A 20778-nucleotide genomic window follows, 5' to 3' on the forward strand; every position below is an offset into this window, starting at 1 on the left:
AGGAGGCGAACGACATGGAAGACCGCATTATAGATAGTGAAGTTTCGGAATTTGATGATCGTTTTGAACAATCATTGCGCCCTCAAATGTTGTCTCAATATATTGGGCAACATAAAGTAAAGCACAATTTGCAAATTTTCATCGAAGCGGCAAAAATGCGTCAAGAAAGTTTAGACCATGTCTTGTTGTACGGGCCTCCTGGACTCGGGAAGACAACATTGGCTGCTGTTATCGCCAATGAAATGGAAGTAAACGTCAAGATGACTAGTGGCCCTGCTATTGAACGACCAGGTGACTTAGCAGCAATCGTCTCATCGCTAGAACCTGGAGATGTCTTGTTTATCGATGAAATTCATCGCTTAAACCGTGCCATTGAAGAAGTACTTTATCCTGCAATGGAAGACTTCTGTTTAGACATTGTCGTTGGCAAAGGTCCAACCGCGAGGTCTGTACGCCTAGATTTGCCGCCGTTTACGTTAATCGGTGCAACGACACGTGCGGGTGCTTTATCGGCACCGCTGCGTGACCGCTTTGGGGTGTTGTCACGGCTCGATTATTACGACACGGAAGCGTTGACGGAAATCGTCATTCGTTCGTCAAAATTATTCGAAGCAGACATCGATCCAAATGCCGCTGTTGAAATTGCACGACGATCTCGTGGAACACCGCGTATTGCCAACCGTTTGTTAAAGCGTGTGCGCGATTATGCACAAGTGCGTGGCACCGGCACCATCACAATGGACATGGCAGAGCAAGCGCTTGAAATGCTGCAAGTCGATCCACTCGGACTGGATCACATTGACCATAAACTATTAACGGGTATGATAGAACGTTTCCGCGGCGGACCTGTTGGACTCGATACCATCGCAGCAAGTATTGGAGAAGAGTCGACAACGATTGAAGATGTTTACGAACCGTACTTGTTGCAAATTGGTTTTATTCAACGAACGCCAAGAGGCCGTACCGTTACACAATTAGCTTATGAACACTTTAAACTGGAGATGCCTGAATGACTAAACTAACTGAAAACAAGAGCTTAACTATACAAGATTATGATTTTGATTTACCTGAAGACTTGATCGCACAAACACCGTTGCTTGACCGTACATCCAGTCGTCTATTGGTTATGAACAAAGAAACCGGCGAGACGTCTCACCGTCATTTCCGCGACATCATCGATTACTTGCATAAAGGAGACACGCTCGTGTTAAATGATACGCGCGTATTGCCTGCGCGTTTAATGGGTGTGAAAGAAGATACTGGCGCTAACATCGAATTATTGCTGTTAAAGCAAATTGAAGATGATGTATGGGAAACTTTGGTGAAACCTGCAAAAAAAGTGAAGATCGGCACGGTTGTGTCATTTGGTGAAGGATTGCTGCGTGCAGAATGTACCGCTATTCTTGACCACGGCGGACGTCACTTTAAAATGATTTACGACGGTATTTTTTATGAGATTTTGGATCAATTGGGTGAAATGCCATTGCCCCCATACATTCGTGAAAAACTAGAAGACCAAGACCGTTACCAAACGGTTTTTGCAAAAGAACGGGGCAGTGCGGCGGCGCCAACTGCTGGACTTCATTTTACAGATGAGTTGCTAGAAAAAATTCGCAACAAAGGTGTAAATATTACGTTTATCACACTTCACGTTGGACTGGGTACATTCCGTCCCGTGTCAGTAGAGTCAATCGAAGATCATGAAATGCATTCGGAATTTTACCGAATATCAAAAGAAACCGCCGAGTTAATCAATGAAACAAAAAAGAACGGTGGACGAATAGTGTCAGTTGGCACAACTTCAACACGTACACTAGAGTCTGTTGCTCAAAAGTTTGACGGCGAATTGCAAGAAGATAGTGGCTGGACCGATATTTTCATCTTCCCAGGTTATGAATTTAAAGCGGTAGATGGCTTGATCACCAACTTCCACTTACCAAAATCGACATTGGTGATGCTCGTAAGCGCATTATCGAGCCGAGACCACATTTTAAACGCTTATAAACAAGCAGTAGATGAACGTTACCGTTTCTTCAGCTTTGGAGATGCGATGTTTATTGAACCACAGAAAAAGGAGACTCATCAATGACAGCAGCAGTTACGTACGAACACATTAAAACCTGTAAACAAACAGGTGCACGACTTGGAATCGTCCACACCCCACACGGATCTTTCGAGACACCGGCATTTATGCCAGTGGGAACGCAAGCAACAGTTAAAACAATGTCGCCAGAAGAATTAAAAGCAATGAATGCCGGTATCATTTTAAGCAATACATACCATTTATGGTTGCGTCCAGGAAATGATGTCATTAAAGAAGCAGGCGGATTGCACAAGTTCATGAACTGGGATCGTCCAATTTTAACGGATTCAGGCGGTTTCCAAGTGTTTTCACTAAGCGAATTCCGTAACATTAAAGAAGAAGGCGTTCATTTCCGTAATCACATGAACGGCGATAAATTATTTTTAAGCCCTGAAAAAGCAATGCACATTCAAAATGATCTTGGTTCTGACATCATGATGGCATTTGACGAATGTCCACCTTTTCCAGCGACTCATGAATACATGAAATCGAGTGTTGAGCGAACTTCGAGATGGGCAGAACGTTGCCTCGAAGCGCATCAACGTCCACAAGATCAAGGATTATTTGGAATAATTCAAGGCGGAGAGTTTGAAGATTTGCGTAAGCAAAGTGCACAAGATCTTGTATCACTTGATTTCCCAGGGTATGCAATTGGTGGATTATCGGTTGGTGAACCAAAAGACGTTATGAACCGCGCGTTAGAATTTACAACGCCGTTAATGCCTGCTAACAAGCCTCGTTATTTAATGGGGGTCGGATCACCTGACTCATTAATCGATGGAGCAATTCGCGGCATTGACATGTTTGACTGCGTATTGCCAACACGTATCGCACGTAACGGTACATTGATGACAAGCACAGGGCGTTTGAACATTAAAAACGCAGCATTTAAACGTGATTTCGGACCAATCGACGAAAAATGCGATTGCTATACATGTACAAATTATTCGCGTGCATATGTCCATCATTTAATTCGTGCCGATGAAACCTTCGGAATTCGACTTACTAGTTATCATAACCTGCAATTTCTGTTAAACTTAATGGGACAGGTGCGTCAAGCTATTCGAGAAGACCGCCTGGGAGATTTCCGCGAAGAATTTTTTGAAGCTTACGGTTTCAATAAACCCAATGCTAAAAATTTCTGAGTTTGAAAAAGAATAGAGAAAGTGAAAGGGGGAAATTGAATAATGGATACGTTAATTGCGTTATCACCTTTACTATTAATGTTCTTGTTAATGTGGTTTTTCATCATCCGTCCTGCCCAAAAGCGTCAGAAAGCAACGAAAGACATGCAGTCTGAACTAAGACGTGGCGACCGCATTGTCACAATCGGTGGTTTGCACGGCCTAGTGGATGCAGTAGATGATGCAACAGTCTACATCACGGTAGCTGATGGCACGCGTTTGCAGTTTGAGCGTCAAGCGATCGCACGTGTAGTGGAATCTGCAAAAGCAGCAATCTAAATGTAAAAGCACGCCTTCGATTCAGAAGGCGTTTTTTTATTGAATAAAAAATGTACTTATTCTAAATTTTCCAGTTACGAGGTACAATAGGTACAGCACATCGGAAAGGAGTATTCGCATGACGAGTTATCCAGAACAATTTAAATTCGTTTTGCCAGCGCTCGAAAGTAAACGCAGTGAATTTCATCATTTCGATTACGATACTTTTACAGAAGAAGATTTATGGGAATTTTGTGTAAAGAAAAAATGGCGAAAAAAAGATATAAACACTATGCACTTGTATGAAATGATTAACGACATTATGGATATGAGGGCATCTGACTTTTTGGCTTATCATCAAGTTGAAGCGTTAAAAAAAGCCCGGTGGCATGATGACAGCACGCTTGAAAATATTCAACATTTACTGCGTCCACCGAATAAAAAATAAATGCATATTTTTTATTCGGTAGACTGGATTCAACTAGATTTTTAAAACACACATCTATCACTCGATTAGCCGAGTTGAATTTGACAGCGCTTTATCGCTGTTTCATAATGATAGTGCTGTGTTTTTCACGACGAGGAGGAAAATTACATATGAAAGCAAGAGGTCGCATTATTGCCTTTTTCTTGTTGGTAGCTTTACTAATAGGAGTTATTGGCAGCACGAGTTTACCGATCGCCAAAGACATTAAATTAGGATTGGATTTACAAGGTGGTTTTGAAGTGCTTTACGAAGTAACAGCGCTTGAAGATGGCCAAGAAATTACGCAAGACGTGCTGACGGATACGACCAATGCGTTAATGAACCGAATTAACGTACTCGGTGTCAGTGAACCGGTGATTCAAATTGAAGGAGAAGATCGCATTCGTGTTCAATTAGCGGGCGTAGAAGATCAGTCTTCTGCTCGAGAATTGCTGTCGACGGAAGCCAACTTAACATTCCGCGATGCTGAAGACAATTTATTGCTTTCAGGGAATGACTTGAAACAAGGTGGAGCTACGGGAACCTTTGATTCGAATGGTAACCCAATCGTTACATTGGAATTAAACGACCCGAGTAAATTTGCTGAAATTACAGAACAAGTTTCACAAATAGCATCACCTAATAATGTCCTGGTTATTTGGCTTGATTTTGAAGAAGGTGTAGATTCATTTGCAGAAGAACGGTTAAAGGCCGATCCGAAATTTGTTTCTGCTCCAAGTGTAAACCAACGAATTTCTTCACCATCTGTTGAAATTTCAGGGTCATTTACAGTAGAAGAAACGCAAAACCTTGCGGGAATTTTAAATGCCGGTGCGTTACCAGTTAGTTTAGAAGAGATTTATTCAACTTCTGTCGGTGCGCAATTTGGTGAGCAAGCTCTAGACCAAACAATGGTGGCAGCTGCAGTTGGTATTGCGTTAGTGCTGTTATTCATGCTTGTATACTATCGTTTGCCAGGTATGGTCGCAGTGGTTACGCTATCTGCCTATGTGTACTTGATTTTGCTCGTATTTGAATGGATTGGTGGCGTGTTGACGTTGCCAGGTATTGCGGCAATTATGTTGGGTGTCGGGATGGCAGTAGATGCCAACATCATCACATATGAACGTATTCGTGAAGAAATGCGTATAGGGAAGTCGATTAAAGAGTCGTTCCAAGTAGGCGCACGTTCTTCGTTTTCTGCCATTGTAGATGCGAACGTTACAACTTTATTAGCTGCAATTGTGCTATTTTATTTTGGTACAAGTTCAGTTAAAGGATTCGCGACGTTACTTATTATTTCTATTTTAGTTAGTTTCTTAACGGCTGTTTGGGGATCACGTTTACTGCTTGGCTTGTGGGTCAACAGTGGTTTACTCGACAACAAACCTGGTTTGTTCGGATTGAAAAAATCAGTGATTTATTCAAAAGAAAAAGAGTTAGAAATTACTGATCTGCCGACGCGTTTCGACCGTTTTGATTTTGCGGCCAATCGCAATAAGTTTTTCTTAGCTTCGATTGTATTGATCGTTTCTGGAATGGCTGTTCTTGGTGTGTTCCGTTTAAATCTAGGAATCGATTTCTCAAGTGGGACGCGAGTGGAAATTGCATCAGAAGCTGCGTTAACAAAAGAAGAAGTGCAAACTTTCTTAGATGGAGCTGGATTTGAAACAGACGATATTGTTATTTCAGGTGATGATTCCAATATTGGTGTTGCTCGTTTCAAAGAAGAGTTTAGCCAAGAACAAATTAACAATTTGAAAGCTGTTACAATGGATGAGTTTGGCGCAGAACCAAACGTGTCAACAGTGTCACCGACAGTAGGTCAAGAATTGGCGAAAAATGCACTGTATGCCTTATCCATCGCAGCTGTTGGCATTATCATTTATGTCGCGTTCCGTTTTGAATGGCGCATGGGTGTCGCTTCAATCGTTGCATTAATTCACGATGCATTCTTTATCGTCGCAGCATTTAGTTTGCTCCGTCTTGAAGTAGACATTACCTTTATCGCTGCGGTCTTAACGATTATCGGTTACTCGATCAATGATACGATAGTGACATTTGACCGTATTCGTGAAAACATGAAACGGATGAAGAAAATTGATACGGTCGAGCAATTAGAGAAAGTGGTCAACGTATCACTTCGCCAAACGCTAGGGCGTTCAGTCAACACGGTGTTAACCGTCTTATTAGTTGTAATTGCGCTATTAATCTTTGGTGCACCTTCAATCACCAACTTCTCGATTGCCTTACTTATTGGCTTGATTGCCGGTACTTATTCTTCAATCTTTATCGCGGCTCAGTTATGGCTAGTTTTGAAAAAAGGTGAGTTGAATAAAAAGGGACCAATCGATATTGAGAAAAAAGAACAAGAAAACAAATGGGGTTCTGACGAGCCTGTCGTTTAAGTTTGAAATAGAAATGGAACAGGGTATAGTTAGAATGACCCTGTTCCATTTTTTAGTTGAGAGGAGAAATGACAATGAAACTACAATGGCTACTTTTAATTGGACTTGTTTTTGCCGTAATTATTGCTGTATTTGCCGTTGTCAACGTTGATGAAGTTCCCGTCAATTATGTATTTGGCGAAGCTGAATGGCCATTGATTTTGGTTATTTTAGCCTCTGCGCTTCTTGGTTTTTTACTGAGCAGCGTGTTGGCGATTATGCGCAACTACCAAATGCAACGCAAAATTAAAGCATTGCAAAAAGAAATGGCAGTAAAAGAAACACTAATCGCGACACAACAAAACGAAATTGGTGCCTACCAAAAAGCGGGCATAGAACCAGAAGCTCAAATTGTAACAAGTGAAAAACCACCAGAAGATTCGGAAGAAAAAACAACTAAAGAGGAAATCTGAAAAAAATGAACCTTTCGATGGAGACATCGAAAGGTTTTTGTCTGTGATTTTTTACTGTATAATGAATCGGTGAGGAAGTGAATTCGATGATAGAATCTAAAAAAAGATGGCGTTTAACAACGCCAGATGAACAACGAGTCCAAGACATTCAGAACGAATTGAATATATCATCTGTGCTAGCTAAAATTTTAGTGACACGTGGTTTAAATACAGCGGAAGCAGCACGCTCATTTATGAACATGGATGTTAGTGGTATGCACGACCCTTATTTAATGAAAGACATGGACATCGCCATTGCACGAATTCGAGAAGCCATTGATAAGCAAGAAAAAGTTGTGGTGTATGGCGATTACGATGCGGATGGTGTGACGAGTACGACGGTTATGATGACTGCGCTACAAGATTTAGGGGCCGATGTGTCTTTTATGATACCGAATCGCTTTAAGCATGGTTACGGACCCAATACGGAATTGTTCAAACAAGCTTTTGATAATGGAACCAAATTAATCGTTACTGTCGATAACGGCATTTCTGGCATCGAGCAAGTGGACTTTGCCAACAGCTTGGGCATGGATGTTATTATTAGTGATCACCATGATATTGGAGAGCAATTACCGAATGCGTTAGCAATTGTTCACCCACGTCATCCCGAAGGACATTATCCTTTTGGCGAACTCGCGGGAGTTGGTGTCGCGTTTAAAATGGCTCACGCGCTATATGAAGAAGTTCCAGATCACTTGATCGAGTTGACCGCGATTGGGACAGTGGCCGATTTGGTGCCGCTTCACGGAGAAAACCGTGTGTTTGTAAAAGAAGGATTGGCGGCATTAATTGATTCACCGAGTCCGGCGATTGGAGCTCTTTGTGAAGTAGCGGGTATCAAACAACAAGACATAACAGAAGAAACAATTGGCTTTATGTTCGGTCCACGCATTAACGCCATTGGACGCCTGCAAGATGCAGATCCAGCTGTTCAAATGTTCTTAACAGAAGACCCTGCAGAAGCGCGTTCGTTAGCTTCTGGACTAGATGTGTTAAACAAAGAACGGCAAGCCATTGTAAAACAAATTTCAGAAGAAGCGATGCAACAAGTTGAACAACGTTATCCAGAAGGCGTTCCGCGAGTACTAGTTGTCGCACAAGAAGGTTGGAATCCAGGGGTAGTTGGAATTGTGGCGTCGAAACTGACAGAGAAATTTTATCGTCCGTCGATTGTTTTGTCGCTTAATCCAGAAAACGGCAAAGCAAAAGGTTCTGCACGAAGCATCGATGGTTTTCATTTGTATAACGAACTCGCTAAAAACCGGGATATTTTGCCTCATTTTGGAGGACACCCTATGGCAGCGGGGATGACACTTGAAGCCAGTGATGTGGATGAGTTGCGCGAACGGTTGATCGAGCAAGCAGAAACGAGTTTAACAGCAGAAGACTTAATGCCTGTTATTGATATTGATATTCCGTTGCGTTTAGACGAAATCGACATTACGGCTATTGAATCGATGCGTTCACTTGCGCCATTTGGGATGGGTTTTGCTAAACCGAAGTTTTACCTTGAAGGTGTACATGTATCATCGATTCGTAAAATTGGTGCGGCTCAAAATCACCTGAAAATGGAATTAACGCAACATGCAGCCTCGCTTGACGCAGTGGGCTTTGGGCTCGGTACTGTAGGAGATGAGTTAACACCAGATGTGAAAATTGATGTGATTGGTGATTTGCAAGTAAACGAGTGGAACGGTCGTAAAAAACCACAGCTAATGGTGGAAGATGTTCGGACAGATCAATGGCAATTATTCGATATTCGTGGCATTCGCCAAGTATCACGATGGTCAAAGCTGATACCGACTCAAAACCAAGTGTTTTTAGCGTTTAAAGAAGAAACACCGGCTTTATTTCAATCGTTTTTACCGCAACCGATTTGCACAGTGGCTCAACTAGATGCTTTGTCTACTAGCAAAGATCATTTAGTGCTGCTGGACTTACCAGAATCAGAAGAGCAACTAGCAGAGGTTTTGGCAAAGTTAAAACCAAAACGAATTTATGCGCATTTTCATGCCAAGGACTCTCAGTATTTCGAGCAAATTCCAACGCGTGAACAATTCAAATGGTTGTTCGCTTTTATTAAAAAGCGGGGATCATTTGACTTTAATAAACATTGTGACGAGTTAGCAAAACACAAAGGTTGGACCCGCGAATCATTATTTTTCATGCTGCAGGTGTTTTTTGAACTTGGTTTTGTTACACTTAACAATGGCATTACCGAGATTGCGCAATCGCCAAGCAAACAGGATTTATCAGAAGCTCCGATTTACAAACGTCGTGAGCAGCAGATTGCCTTAGAGCAAAAGCTTTTGTATGCGTCTTTTAAAGATTTAAAAGAGTGGTTCGATACGAAAGTATCTGCCAAGGAGGAAGAAATATGGATTTAAAACAGTACATTACCATTGTTGAAGATTGGCCAAAACCAGGAATTCGTTTTAAAGACATCACGTCGTTGATGGATAACGGAACTGCCTATAAGTATGCAACAGATCAAATTGTTGAATACGCAAAAACAGTAAATGCTGAAATCATTGTAGGGCCTGAAGCACGCGGATTTATCATCGGCTGCCCAGTCGCTTATGCACTTGAACTTGGCTTTGCTCCTGTACGGAAAGAAGGCAAATTGCCACGTGAAGTGATCAAAGCCGAATACGGCCTTGAATACGGAACAGATATTTTAACGATGCATAAAGATGCTATCAAACCGGGTCAACGCGTATTGATCACGGATGACTTGCTTGCAACGGGTGGCACAATTGGGGCTACGATTAACTTAGTAGAACAGCTAGGCGGCATTGTCGTTGGCTGCGCATTTTTGATTGAATTGACTTACTTAGATGGACGCAAAAATTTAGGCGGCTATGACGTCACGACATTAATGCAATATTAATATGAAATCTCTTTGCCTTTTGGTAAAGAGATTTTTTTCTAACATCACGGGTATAGATACTGTAATAACTATATAAGCGAGGTGCCTGAATGATGAAGTTGGAAAAAAATCACAATCCCCTTTTAAATGCCGCATGGATTGACCAATTGTTGGACAATCGTACACCCCTAGAAGAAATAACCTACGAAACAGAGCGATATTTTAAAGCGATTAAAAAAGATTTTGCTATGAGCAAGTATTCTCGTCAGAAAAAAACATTCGTGCAACACGTTTGGTCCCTGTTTTCAGAAAAATTTACAATAGAAGATGAAGAGGGTTTCAAAAGTGTTGTTTCTGGAAATAATCTTTATCCGTCGTGGAAAGAGCGGCTTGATCGAGAGTACCGAAAACTAGAGTCCACTATTTTAGACCGCGTCGTTGTGACCGATTATGGGGCCATGGGAGATGGACTAACCGACAATACAGCTGCCTTTTACCGTGCATTTGGTAAAGGTGCGATAGAAGTAAAAGTACCGGCAGGCGTTTATTTAGTTAAAGGATTGCGTATTCCATCTTGGACGCGTCTAGTTGGAGCTGGCAAAGGCAAGACGATTATAAAGCTTCATCCAGATGCACCGCGCCGGACACGGTTACTGACTAACCGCAATTACATAAAAGGCAATCGGAATATTTCTGTAGAACAGTTAACGTTAGACTGGAACGTGGAACGTCTTGGCAATATTGAGAAAACCAGCACGGGTAATAATTACTCGAGTTGTTTAACATACTCAAATCTCACATACGGATGGGTAAAAAATGTAGAAGCGCTCAATCCTGGATTGCACTGCTTTGATATTACTTCGCCGTTTTATAATTATGCAGGTGATGGGTTACGCGGAAAGAGCGGTAGCCAATTTGTTTGGCTTGATGGCGTTAACGGTTCAGGATTTGGTGACGACGGGGTAACGACGCATCATAGCGATTATATTTTCGTCTCAAACTCTCATTTTAGTGACCCGAGCGGGCGAGCGCATAAACAAGGGGTATCTAATTCAAATGGCTTTGAAATAGACGATGGATCTAGACATGTCTGGCTCGTCAACAATTCGAGTGCACGCTGTTTTGGTGGTGTCGAAATAAAAGCCCACGCGGAATCATCAGCAGCGACAGGCGTTCATATATCGGGTCATTTATCTGTTCATGATAATCGATCGTTTAATTTCCGCCATATTGGCCATCATAAAAAAGAAGATCCACAATCGTTATCTGCGTTTAATATTCGTGCGCAAAAGCTAGTATCGATCGAACCTACCGAAACAGCGTTGTATAAATCTTCATCCCCGCGCTCTTTAGTCGTATCGGGATATCGAAATGTAGCCATAAACCGCTTTTTGTTTATAGGCGATCCCAATTACGACTACAAGCAAAAACCCGCTGTGGCCATTCAATACCGAGCTGAATGTGTTTCATTGACAAATGGTGTTATTGAAAATTTTGTCACTGCTAATGCTGACGTTTCGATAGCGGGTGGCGAACAAAGTGCCAATAGTGTTCGTATAAAAAATCTGTTGAGCATAGCTTCGGCGAAAGAAACCGTTAAAGTAGGAGCGGAAAGTAGTTTGATTCATTTAGAAGAAGTTCGAAAACGAAGCAATCTTTTCTATAACTGAATGTTAATGCACAATATAAAATACGTTCACTTTTGCTTGTTTGTCGAAATTTGACGAAAATTTCACGAAAGTCTTGTTATGCGGCTTTCAAAGCTTTACATTTAACTACATTCCTTTTTATAATAGATAGATATACTTTTGGAAAAAATGAAAAACAAGGTGGGCAATTATGTCTAAAGATCAAGTAAGAACAGCTGAAGATGTATTCGAAATGGTTGCGTCTTATATGAATGCCGATCATGTACAAACGATCAAGAAGGCATATCAAGTTGCGTATGATGCTCATATGGGACAATTCCGTAAATCGGGAGAGCCTTATATTGTACATCCGGTTCAAGTAGCAGGGATTTTAGCAGATTTACAAATGGATCCCGCGACAGTGGCAGCAGGCTTTTTGCATGATGTAGTTGAAGATACGGAAGTTAGCCGTGAAGATATCGTCCATGATTTCGATGAAGAAGTAGCGATGCTCGTTGATGGTGTGACCAAGTTGAGCAAAATTAAATATTTATCAAAAGAAGAACAACAGGCAGAAAATCATCGTAAAATGTTTGTCGCAATGGCGCAAGATATTCGTGTCATCTTGATCAAACTTGCTGACCGACTGCATAATCTGCGTACATTAAAATACCAGACTGTTGAGAAGCAACGCATCAAAGCAAATGAAACATTAGAGATTTTTGCCCCGATTGCGCACCGCCTCGGTATTAATACCATTAAATGGGAATTGGAAGATACTGCGTTGCGTTATTTAAATCCGCAACAGTATTACCGGATTGTCAATTTGATGAAAAAGAAACGTACCGAACGGGAAGATTATTTAAATAAGGTCATGGGCGAAGTTCGCATACAACTCGACGAAGTCGATATTAAAGCGGATTTATTTGGTCGGCCTAAACATATTTACAGCATTTACCGCAAAATGGCAATTCAAAACAAACAGTTTAATGAAATTTATGATTTGTTGGCTGTTCGTATTACGGTAGAAAGCATTAAAGATTGCTACGCGGTGCTTGGAATTATTCATTCCACGTGGAAGCCAATGCCAGGCCGTTTTAAAGACTATATTGCCATGCCAAAACAAAACTTATACCAATCGCTTCATACAACGGTGATTGGTCCACAAGGCGACCCACTTGAAGTACAAATTCGTACTGAAGAAATGCATCGCATTGCCGAATACGGAGTTGCTGCGCATTGGGCGTATAAAGAAGGTAAAATGGCGGATAAACCGAAAAGTTCGGTAGATTCACGTTTGTCGTGGTTCCGTGAAATTTTGGATTTCCAAAACGAATCCGATAATGCGGAAGAATTCATGGAATCGTTAAAGTATGATTTGTTTTCAGATATGGTTTATGTTTTTTCACCAAAAGGCGACGTGATTGAAATGCCAGCAGGTTCTTGTCCAATTGATTTTGCTTACCGTGTGCACTCGGAAATTGGCAATAAAACCATTGGCGCGAAGATCAATGGCAAAATGGCACCACTTGATACGGAATTGCATACTGGAGACATTGTAGAGATTTTGACTTCTAAACAGTCTTTTGGTCCGAGTCGTGATTGGTTGAAAATCGCGAAATCGACACAAACGAAAAACAAAATCAAGCAATTTTTCAAAAAGCAATTGCGTGAAGACAATGTGCAAAAAGGTCGCGAATTGATTGAAAAAGAAATTAAAGCACAAGAATTCCCGGTAAAAGAAGTATTAACAAACGACAATATTAAACGCGTTTGCGAGAAGTTTAATTTTGCTGGCGAAGACGATATGTATGCAGCAGTTGGCTTTAACGGCATTACTGCGCAACAAGTTGTGAACCGCTTAGCTGAAAAAATGCGCAAAAAACGTGAACAAGAAGAAGCCATCGAAAAAATTACCGTTGAAATGAAATCCAACGTACCGAAAAAGCAAACGGAATCAGGCGTTATTGTTAGAGGAATTGATAACATGATGATTCGCTTGTCAAAATGTTGTAATCCGGTACCAGGAGATAATATCATCGGGTTTATTACAAAAGGTCGCGGCGTATCTGTTCACCGCACCGATTGTCCAAATGTCCACTCAAATGAAAACGATCGACTCATTCCAGTAGAGTGGGAAAACGAAGGCACACCTGATAATAAGTCATATCAAGTGGATATTGAAGTTCAAGCGTATGACCGTACCGGTTTGATCAATGAAGTGATGCATATGGTCAGTGAAGCGAAAACCACGATTACAGCAGTTAGTGGACGAGCAGATAAAGATAAAATTGCAACCATCAATTTGTCGATTATGATTGCCCACATTTCACATTTAAATCGGGTGACGGAAAAAATCAAGTCCATTCCGGACGTCTATTCGGTCCAACGTGTAACAAATTAAGGAGGCAACATGAGAGTAATTTTGCAACGTTCAAAACAAGCATCTGTAACAGTCGACAGCGAGACAACCGGTGCGATTAGCTCAGGTTACGTACTGCTTGTTGGCATCACTCATGAAGATACAAATAAAGACGTCGACTATTTAGCTGGGAAAATTGCACAACTTCGTTTGTTTGAAGACGAAGATGGCAAGATGAATCGGTCTATTCTTGAAAATGGTGGTGAAATCTTATCGATTTCCCAATTCACTTTATATGGCGACGCTAAAAAAGGACGGCGCCCAAGCTTTGTCGCTGCAGCGCGTCCAGAAGTAGCTGAACCGCTGTGGCAAGCGTTTAACACAGCGCTTGAAAGTCATGGACTAGTTGTCGAAACGGGTGTTTTTGGCGCTATGATGGACGTTCAGTTAGTAAATGACGGTCCAGTGACGATTATGTTGGAATCTAAATAGTAGAGTTGGAGAGAAGTGCTAGGTGAGTTTGCCTAGTGCTTCTTTTTTGTTTGTGTTGCTGGAGGAGTTATGCGCGGTGCGTAAGAGGATACGCGCGTTGGGGGAGAAATACGCGCGTTTGACGGGAAATACGCGCGGTAGAAAAGGATGCGCGCGTTCTGCGGAAAATATGCACGCGCCACGAGAAATACGCACGCTCCGGGAGAAATACGCACGCTCCGGGAGAAATACGCACGCTCCGGGAGAAATACGCACGCTCCGGGAGAAATACGCACGCTCCGGGAGAAATACGCGCGGACGGCAGAAAATACGCACGATACCCCAAAATACACAAAAAAAGCACGGAGGAATTTCCCTCCGTGCCACAATTCACTCTTCTAATTTAGCATCAAAATAATTGATAATGCCCGTATAAAGCCCGAGTGCTGCTTGTTCACGGAACTGTTTGCTTGTTAAGACGCGTTCTTCATTAAAATTGCTCAAGAAGCCAAGTTCGACTAAAACAGCGGGTTGCTTATTCTCGCGAAGTACCAAGTAGTTGCCGTGTTGAACGCCACGATCATGCAAAGTTAGCTTTTTACCAAGCTCAGCATTGAGGTATTCAGCCAACTCTTTTTGGTAGTCGTGTTGGTAATACGACGTAAATCCGGAAACGCTGCTGTCATCGGTAGCATCGTAATGAATGCTAATAAAAGCATCCGCTCCAGCTTGATGACTACCAGAAACGCGTGTGCGAAGATCGACATAGGTGTCCGATTGACGAGTCATGACAACTTCTGCACCAGCTGCATTTAAATGGTGAGACAAAATTTCAGCCGTTTTTAACGTCAATTCTTTTTCTTGTGTTTTGCGAACGCCAACTGTGCCGCCGTCGTTACCGCCATGTCCAGGGTCTAGGACGATAGTTAAGCCGTTCAATGTACCTTTTTTACGGACAATTGTTTCACTTTGTTCTTTTGCAAATGCTTCTTCAGTCGAGACAACCCATTCTGCGACAAATGCAGTTTGGCCATCTGACAATGATACTTGATACCAATCATCTTGTTTTGCAAGAACGGCTAATTTATCTCCAGCATTTGCACGACTAGCTACTTCAGAAGAAGTAGTTGCTGCAGTCCGTAAATTTGTACCATCTGTCAAAATGACGACGGATTCATTTAAGTCGCTTTTGACTGTCTCAACCGTTTGGTCTGACAATTGGCCATGAAACGCATAAACCCAGCCAATTTTGTCTTTAGCCAATTCGATTTCAACCCAATTGCCTGCCATAGATAAGACGGGGAAGACTTGACCTTTCTGAACCGTCTCTTGAATTTTTGAGCTCAAGTCAGGTTTTGAGCGAACGTTTAATGCATTTACTGCAACTTCAAAAGAGGAAACTTTAGAAATGGCGGTTTTTTTCTCTTGTTGTGGTTCTTCTTTTGACTCTGTTTCGACTAGTGTTGCTTCTTCAGATGCTTCAGCAAAACTTATGTATTGTTTTGAAACAAATCCACGTGAATTGCGGAAATTGATTTCAATCCATTCACCTGCTGAACTTATTACTTCCGCTCGGTCACCAGCGTTCATTTTTGTTAAAACTGCTGCCGATAAATCGGGTTGTGAGCGGACGTTCAAGCCATTTACTGAAGAAACGGCAGTTTGACCAGATGCTTTTTCCGCATCTCCACTTTCAGTCGTAAGCCACGAAGCAATCCAGCCTTCTTGTCCATCAACGCGGACTTCTAGCCAATCGTCTTGTTTAGATAAGACAGTTGCCGATTGTCCTTTTTCTAAGTCACCAGTCACGCTATAAGACAGTCCAGGACCAGATCGAACATTGACTGTTGTGCCGGTAATTTCCACGGTGCCGGTGTCGGCGAAAACGTGATTTTTATCTAACAACGGAAAGCTGGCAGCTATGAATAAAATAAATGAAATAAATGCGATAATCCTTTTGTGCTTCATGCCATACCCCCTATAGAAACTTCTCTTCCATAGTATCAAAAAACAAAGCGCTTGTGTCAAAAAGGTTGACAAGCTCTCGGGGAGTTATTAAGATTGATTTATTATACTTATATATTTGCTGACGACGAAGAAAGTAATTGCATGAATAGGCTGAAAAGAGAGGGAAAGTCTCGGGCTGTAAACTTTCCTACAGACACCTGCGATGAATAACACTTTTGAGGCTTTTTTCTGAAAGGTGCTTGCCACTTATTAGGAGAAAACGGAACCGGCCGTTACCCGGAATGAGAGGATGCATCTTTTTGCATCAACTAGGGTGGAACCGCGGAAGCTAATACAAGCTCTCGTCCCTTGCGTAAAGCAAGGGGCGGGAGCTTTTTTGTATGGAAAAATAAAGGAGTGAACCAAAAGATGAACATTCAAGCACCACGCGGCACGTATGATGTGTTGCCCGACCAATCGGCTAAATGGCAAGAAGTAGAACAAAAAATTAATGACTTGTGCAGATTGTATCAATACAAAGAAATCCGCACACCTATTTTCGAACACACGGAACTTTTCCAACGCGGTGTAGGTGACACGACGGACATCGTTCAAAAAGAAATGTATACGTTCCAAGACCGTGGCGATCGTTCATTAACGTTGCGTCCAGAAGGCACAGCATCAGTTGTTCGTTCTTACGTAGAAAATAAATTATTTGGTATGCCGGATCAGCCGGTTAAATTATTTTATACAGGTCCTATGTTCCGCTATGAGCGCCCACAAGCAGGACGCATGCGGCAGTTTGTGCAATTTGGTGTAGAAGCAATCGGTTCTAAAGATCCGGCAATTGACGCAGAAGTCATTTCGTTGGCGATGGAAGTTTATCGTTCTGTGGGACTTAAGCAATTGCGATTGGTGATTAATTCTCTAGGTGACACAGAAAGCCGCATTGCGCACAAAGAAGCATTGATCAAGCATTTCGAACCAAGCATCAATGAATTTTGTAACGATTGCCAAACACGCCTCGAGAAAAATCCATTACGCATTTTGGATTGCAAAGTAGACCGCAATCATCCGTTAATGGCAACTGCGCCGTCACTTACAGATTATTTAAATGAAGAATCACGTGCTTATTTCGATGAAGTGCAATCATACCTTTCAAGCATGGATATTGAATTTGTTGTGGATCCAAATTTAGTACGCGGACTTGATTATTACAATCACACAGCATTTGAAATTATGAGCGATGCTGAAGGTTTTGGCGCAATTACAACTTTAGCTGGTGGGGGACGTTATAACGGACTTGTTGAAGATTTAGGTGGTCCTGATGCACCAGGGATTGGCTTTGCGATGAGCATTGAACGTTTGTTATTGGCACTGGAAATGGAAAAAGTCGTTATTGGTCAATCAAACAACTTAGAAGTATATGTTGTTGCGATGGATGAGTCGACAAAGAAAAAAGCCTTTGCAGTAGTGCGTGATTTACGCGTAAATGGCATTTCAGCAGATATGGATTTTACTGCACGTAAAGTAAAAGCACAGATGAAATCAGCCGACCGTAAAGGAGCTGCATTTGTCATCGTTATCGGTGACACAGAACTAGAAAGTGGCAAAGTGAAATTAAAAGAAATGGCGACGGGTGAGCAGCAGGAAATGTCATTCGACGAAATCGCAGCAACTTTATTGAAAAAGAAATCACTGGAGGAATAAATATGTCAAGAACGCATTATTGTGGAGAAGTCAACGAAACGGTTATTGGACAACGTGTAACATTAAAAGGGTGGGTACAAAAACGCCGTGACCTTGGTGGATTGATTTTTGTGGATGTTCGCGATCGCTCTGGAATTGTTCAAGTTGTTTTCAATCCGGAAATTTCAAAAGAAGCCGCAGCTATTGGCGAATCGTTACGCAATGAATTTGTTGTGCACATCGACGGCTTAGTAGTAGAAAGATCGGCAGGTCAAATCAATGCAACAATGAAAACGGGTAAGATTGAAGTGCAAGTTGATCACGCAACTGTTATCAATGCTGCGAAAAATCCGCCGTTCGCAATTGAAAACAACACAGATGTCAGCGAAGATTTACGTTTAAAATACCGTTATTTAGACTTGCGTCGCCCGGCAATGTACGAAACGTTCAAAATGCGTTCTGACGTCACGAAATCGATTCGTCGTTTCTTAGATGAAGAAGGATTTATCGAAGTGGAAACGCCGATTTTAACGAAATCTACTCCAGAAGGCGCACGCGATTATTTAGTGCCAAGCCGAGTTCATGACGGCGAATTTTATGCATTGCCACAATCTCCTCAATTGTTTAAGCAAATGTTGATGGTTTCTGGTTTTGATAAATATTACCAAATTGCTCGTTGTTTCCGCGATGAAGATCTTCGTGCTGACCGTCAGCCAGAATTTACACAAATCGATATGGAAATGAGTTTTCAATCGATGGAAGACATTATTGACATGAACGAACGCCTAATGGTTCAAATGATGAAAGATGTAAAAAATGTCGACATTGAACCAACTTTCCAACGAATGAGCTATACAGAAGCGATGGATCGTTTTGGCTCAGATAAACCGGATGTGCGTTTTGGTTTAGAACTTGTAAATGTTTCAGATTTAGTCAAAGATTCGGCATTTAAAGTGTTTACGGGCGCGATTGAAAACGGCGGTCAAGTAAAATTGATCAATGTGAAAGGGCAAGCGGCTAACTATTCTCGCAAAGACATTGATGCACTAGGCGAATTTGCTGCAGTCTACGGAGCAAAAGGACTTGCTTGGTTAAAAGTAGAAGAAGAAGGCGTGAAAGGTCCTATTGCTAAATTCTTTGAAGGCGAAGCAGCAACTGCGCTAACAGAACGTGCACAAGCAGAAGCAGGAGATTTATTATTGTTTGTTGCAGACAAAAAGTCAGTAGTTGCAGATGCACTAGGAGCACTTCGTTTGAAGTTTGGTAAGGAATTAGGATTGATTGACAGTTCGGTTTACAAATTCTTGTGGATCACAGACTGGCCATTACTTGAGTATGATGAAAAAGATGGTCGCTATTATGCTGCTCACCATCCGTTCACAATGCCGTTTGAAGAAGACTTAGACAAATTGGCAACAGATCCACAAAGTGTTCGTGCACAAGCTTACGACCTTGTGTTGAACGGTTATGAGCTAGGTGGAGGGTCGGCGCGGATTTATCGTCGTGAAATTCAAGAACAAATGTTTGAAGTATTAGGCTTTAGTAAAGAAGAAGCAAACGAACAATTTGGTTTCTTGATGGAAGCTTTCGAATATGGCACGCCTCCACACGGTGGGATTGCATTCGGTTTAGACCGCCTTGTGATGTTGTTAGCAGGCCGTACGAATTTGCGTGATACCATCGCTTTCCCGAAAACGGCAAGTGCTAGTGACTTGTTAACAGACGCACCAAGCGCAGTATCGGGCGCGCAATTGGACGAATTGAGTTTATCGCTGAACATTCAGAATAATAAATAATTTTAAAGTAAAAGACTTGTCTTAATAAAAAAGCTGTGTTAATATACGGGTATAGAGAATCCTGATGTGTTCGTTTTAAGCAATTCGATTTTGACCCAACATTATGTCGTCGGGAGATCACATTTCACCATGGCTAACATGCCTTAACGGGAAGTTATAAGTGGTGAAGAGGTCACCCACCTGCTTTCAGCGGGTTCAAACGATGCGCACCAACAAAGACGGCACGATTGGGATTCTTACTAAAAAAATCATTTTTATCCCTTAGACAATTTATTGTCTAAGGGATTTTTTATGTGTATAATCCCTATTATGCGTATCAACTTTGAAAGGCAGTGGCTCTTATGTTACATCAGTTCTCAAGAAACGAATTAGCAGTAGGTAAAGAAGGAATCGAGTTATTAAAAAATTCAACGGTCGCCATTTTAGGAATTGGGGGCGTGGGTTCGTTTGCAGCTGAAGCATGTGCACGAAGTGGCGTCGGTACGATCATTCTTGTGGACAAGGATAATGTCGATATTACCAACATCAACCGTCAGCTTGTCGCCAATTTATCTACCGTTGGAAAATCCAAAGCAGGTGTGATGAAAGATCGCATCGCTGACATTAACACCGAATGTAACGTCATTTCTTTGCATATGTTCTACACTGAAGAAACATATGAAGAATTTTTCAGTTACAATCCCGATTATGTAATTGATGCATCAGATACGATGATTTATAAAGTTCATTTGATGGAAGAATGTTATAAACGTGGCATCAAAATTATTGCGAGTATGGGAGCGGCAAATAAAACCGATCCAACACGCTTTAAAATCGCGGATATTTCAAAAACACATACGGATCCATTGGCGAAAATTATCCGTAAGAAATTACGTCAGTCTGGAATTCGTAAAGGCATTCCAGTAATCTTTTCAGACGAAAGCCCAATCATCGTTCGTGAAGATGTGGTGGAGAACGTTGGTAAGCCGGATGCAAGCATTCGTAAAGCGCAGATGCCGCCGTCCTCAAACGCATTCACGCCTTCTGCAGTTGGCTTAATCGCTGCGAGCTGGGTAGTTAACGATATTACCAAATCAATTCCCATTACACGCGTTCGCATGAATTAATTAGCAGCCGGCTCTTT

General features: G+C 41.8%; 16 protein-coding genes, 1 other RNA gene and 1 other annotated feature. Of the genes, 16 read left to right on the forward strand and 1 reads right to left on the reverse strand.

What is annotated here, in order from left to right; translation table 11 throughout:
• Window positions 1-14 precede the first annotated feature (14 nt).
• From ruvB to dtd, 12 genes are all read left to right on the forward strand, one after another.
• Window positions 15-1013, forward strand: coding sequence for a Holliday junction branch migration DNA helicase RuvB (ruvB, locus tag BCM40_RS06815; RefSeq protein WP_038703626.1), 999 nt, complete (start codon window positions 15-17; stop codon window positions 1011-1013).
• Window positions 1010-2089: a tRNA preQ1(34) S-adenosylmethionine ribosyltransferase-isomerase QueA gene (queA, locus tag BCM40_RS06820; protein ID WP_065526592.1), complete on the forward strand. Its 1080-nt coding sequence runs from the start codon at window positions 1010-1012 to the stop codon at window positions 2087-2089. Before ruvB ends, queA begins: the two co-directional genes overlap by 4 nt.
• A complete protein-coding gene (gene tgt, locus BCM40_RS06825) occupies window positions 2086-3228 on the forward strand; it encodes a tRNA guanosine(34) transglycosylase Tgt (RefSeq protein ID WP_065526591.1) in 1143 nt (380 codons plus the stop codon). The genes queA and tgt overlap by 4 nt, the downstream gene beginning before the upstream one ends.
• Window positions 3229-3270: 42 nt before the next feature.
• The gene (gene yajC, locus BCM40_RS06830) at window positions 3271-3546 is read left to right on the forward strand and encodes a preprotein translocase subunit YajC (protein ID WP_065526590.1); all 276 of its coding nucleotides are present in this window, start codon (window positions 3271-3273) and stop codon (window positions 3544-3546) included.
• A 118-nt stretch (window positions 3547-3664) separates the two neighbouring features.
• Window positions 3665-3973, forward strand: a complete 309-nt coding sequence (locus BCM40_RS06835) for a post-transcriptional regulator (protein ID WP_065526589.1) — start codon at window positions 3665-3667, stop codon at window positions 3971-3973.
• Between the two features lie 149 nt (window positions 3974-4122).
• A complete protein-coding gene (gene secDF, locus BCM40_RS06840) occupies window positions 4123-6399 on the forward strand; it encodes a protein translocase subunit SecDF (RefSeq protein ID WP_065526588.1) in 2277 nt (758 codons plus the stop codon).
• A gap of 74 nt (window positions 6400-6473) precedes the next feature.
• The gene (locus tag BCM40_RS06845; RefSeq protein ID WP_065526587.1) at window positions 6474-6851 is read left to right on the forward strand and encodes a LapA family protein; all 378 of its coding nucleotides are present in this window, start codon (window positions 6474-6476) and stop codon (window positions 6849-6851) included.
• Between the two features lie 86 nt (window positions 6852-6937).
• The gene (gene recJ / locus BCM40_RS06850; RefSeq protein WP_065526586.1) at window positions 6938-9280 is read left to right on the forward strand and encodes a single-stranded-DNA-specific exonuclease RecJ; all 2343 of its coding nucleotides are present in this window, start codon (window positions 6938-6940) and stop codon (window positions 9278-9280) included.
• Window positions 9271-9783 (forward strand): adenine phosphoribosyltransferase, encoded by a 513-nt coding sequence (locus tag BCM40_RS06855; RefSeq protein WP_065526585.1) that lies wholly within the window; start codon window positions 9271-9273, stop codon window positions 9781-9783. Before recJ ends, BCM40_RS06855 begins: the two co-directional genes overlap by 10 nt.
• 92 nt (window positions 9784-9875) lie before the next feature.
• Entirely contained in the window at window positions 9876-11432 is a 1557-nt protein-coding gene (locus BCM40_RS06860) for a glycosyl hydrolase family 28-related protein (RefSeq protein ID WP_083394480.1), read from the forward strand.
• 169 nt (window positions 11433-11601) lie between these two features.
• Window positions 11602-13794: a RelA/SpoT family protein gene (locus tag BCM40_RS06865; RefSeq protein WP_065526583.1), complete on the forward strand. Its 2193-nt coding sequence runs from the start codon at window positions 11602-11604 to the stop codon at window positions 13792-13794.
• 9 nt (window positions 13795-13803) lie between these two features.
• Window positions 13804-14244: a D-aminoacyl-tRNA deacylase gene (gene dtd / locus BCM40_RS06870; protein WP_065526582.1), complete on the forward strand. Its 441-nt coding sequence runs from the start codon at window positions 13804-13806 to the stop codon at window positions 14242-14244.
• A 369-nt stretch (window positions 14245-14613) separates the two neighbouring features.
• Here the strand turns inward: dtd and BCM40_RS06875 are convergent, their stop codons facing one another.
• Window positions 14614-16191 carry an N-acetylmuramoyl-L-alanine amidase family protein gene (locus BCM40_RS06875; protein WP_065526581.1) on the reverse strand — a complete coding sequence of 526 codons (1578 nt, stop codon included), beginning with the start codon at window positions 16189-16191 and terminating at the stop codon, window positions 14614-14616.
• Between the two features lie 112 nt (window positions 16192-16303).
• Window positions 16304-16543: a binding site (T-box leader), on the forward strand.
• Between the two features lie 56 nt (window positions 16544-16599).
• Between BCM40_RS06875 and hisS the strand changes: the two genes are divergently transcribed.
• The 4 genes from hisS (at window position 16600) to BCM40_RS06895 (ending at window position 20761) form a co-directional block, all read left to right on the forward strand.
• Entirely contained in the window at window positions 16600-17880 is a 1281-nt protein-coding gene (hisS, locus tag BCM40_RS06880) for a histidine--tRNA ligase (protein ID WP_065526580.1), read from the forward strand.
• Between the two features lie 2 nt (window positions 17881-17882).
• Window positions 17883-19655 carry an aspartate--tRNA ligase gene (gene aspS, locus BCM40_RS06885; RefSeq protein WP_065526579.1) on the forward strand — a complete coding sequence of 591 codons (1773 nt, stop codon included), beginning with the start codon at window positions 17883-17885 and terminating at the stop codon, window positions 19653-19655.
• Window positions 19656-19710: 55 nt separating this feature from the next.
• Window positions 19711-19893: non-coding RNA, 6S RNA (ssrS, locus tag BCM40_RS06890), on the forward strand.
• A 103-nt stretch (window positions 19894-19996) separates the two neighbouring features.
• Window positions 19997-20761 (forward strand): tRNA threonylcarbamoyladenosine dehydratase, encoded by a 765-nt coding sequence (locus BCM40_RS06895; RefSeq protein ID WP_065526578.1) that lies wholly within the window; start codon window positions 19997-19999, stop codon window positions 20759-20761.
• Window positions 20762-20778 lie beyond the last annotated feature (17 nt).

Source organism: Planococcus donghaensis, assembly GCF_001687665.2.
Classification (GTDB): domain Bacteria; phylum Bacillota; class Bacilli; order Bacillales_A; family Planococcaceae; genus Planococcus; species Planococcus donghaensis.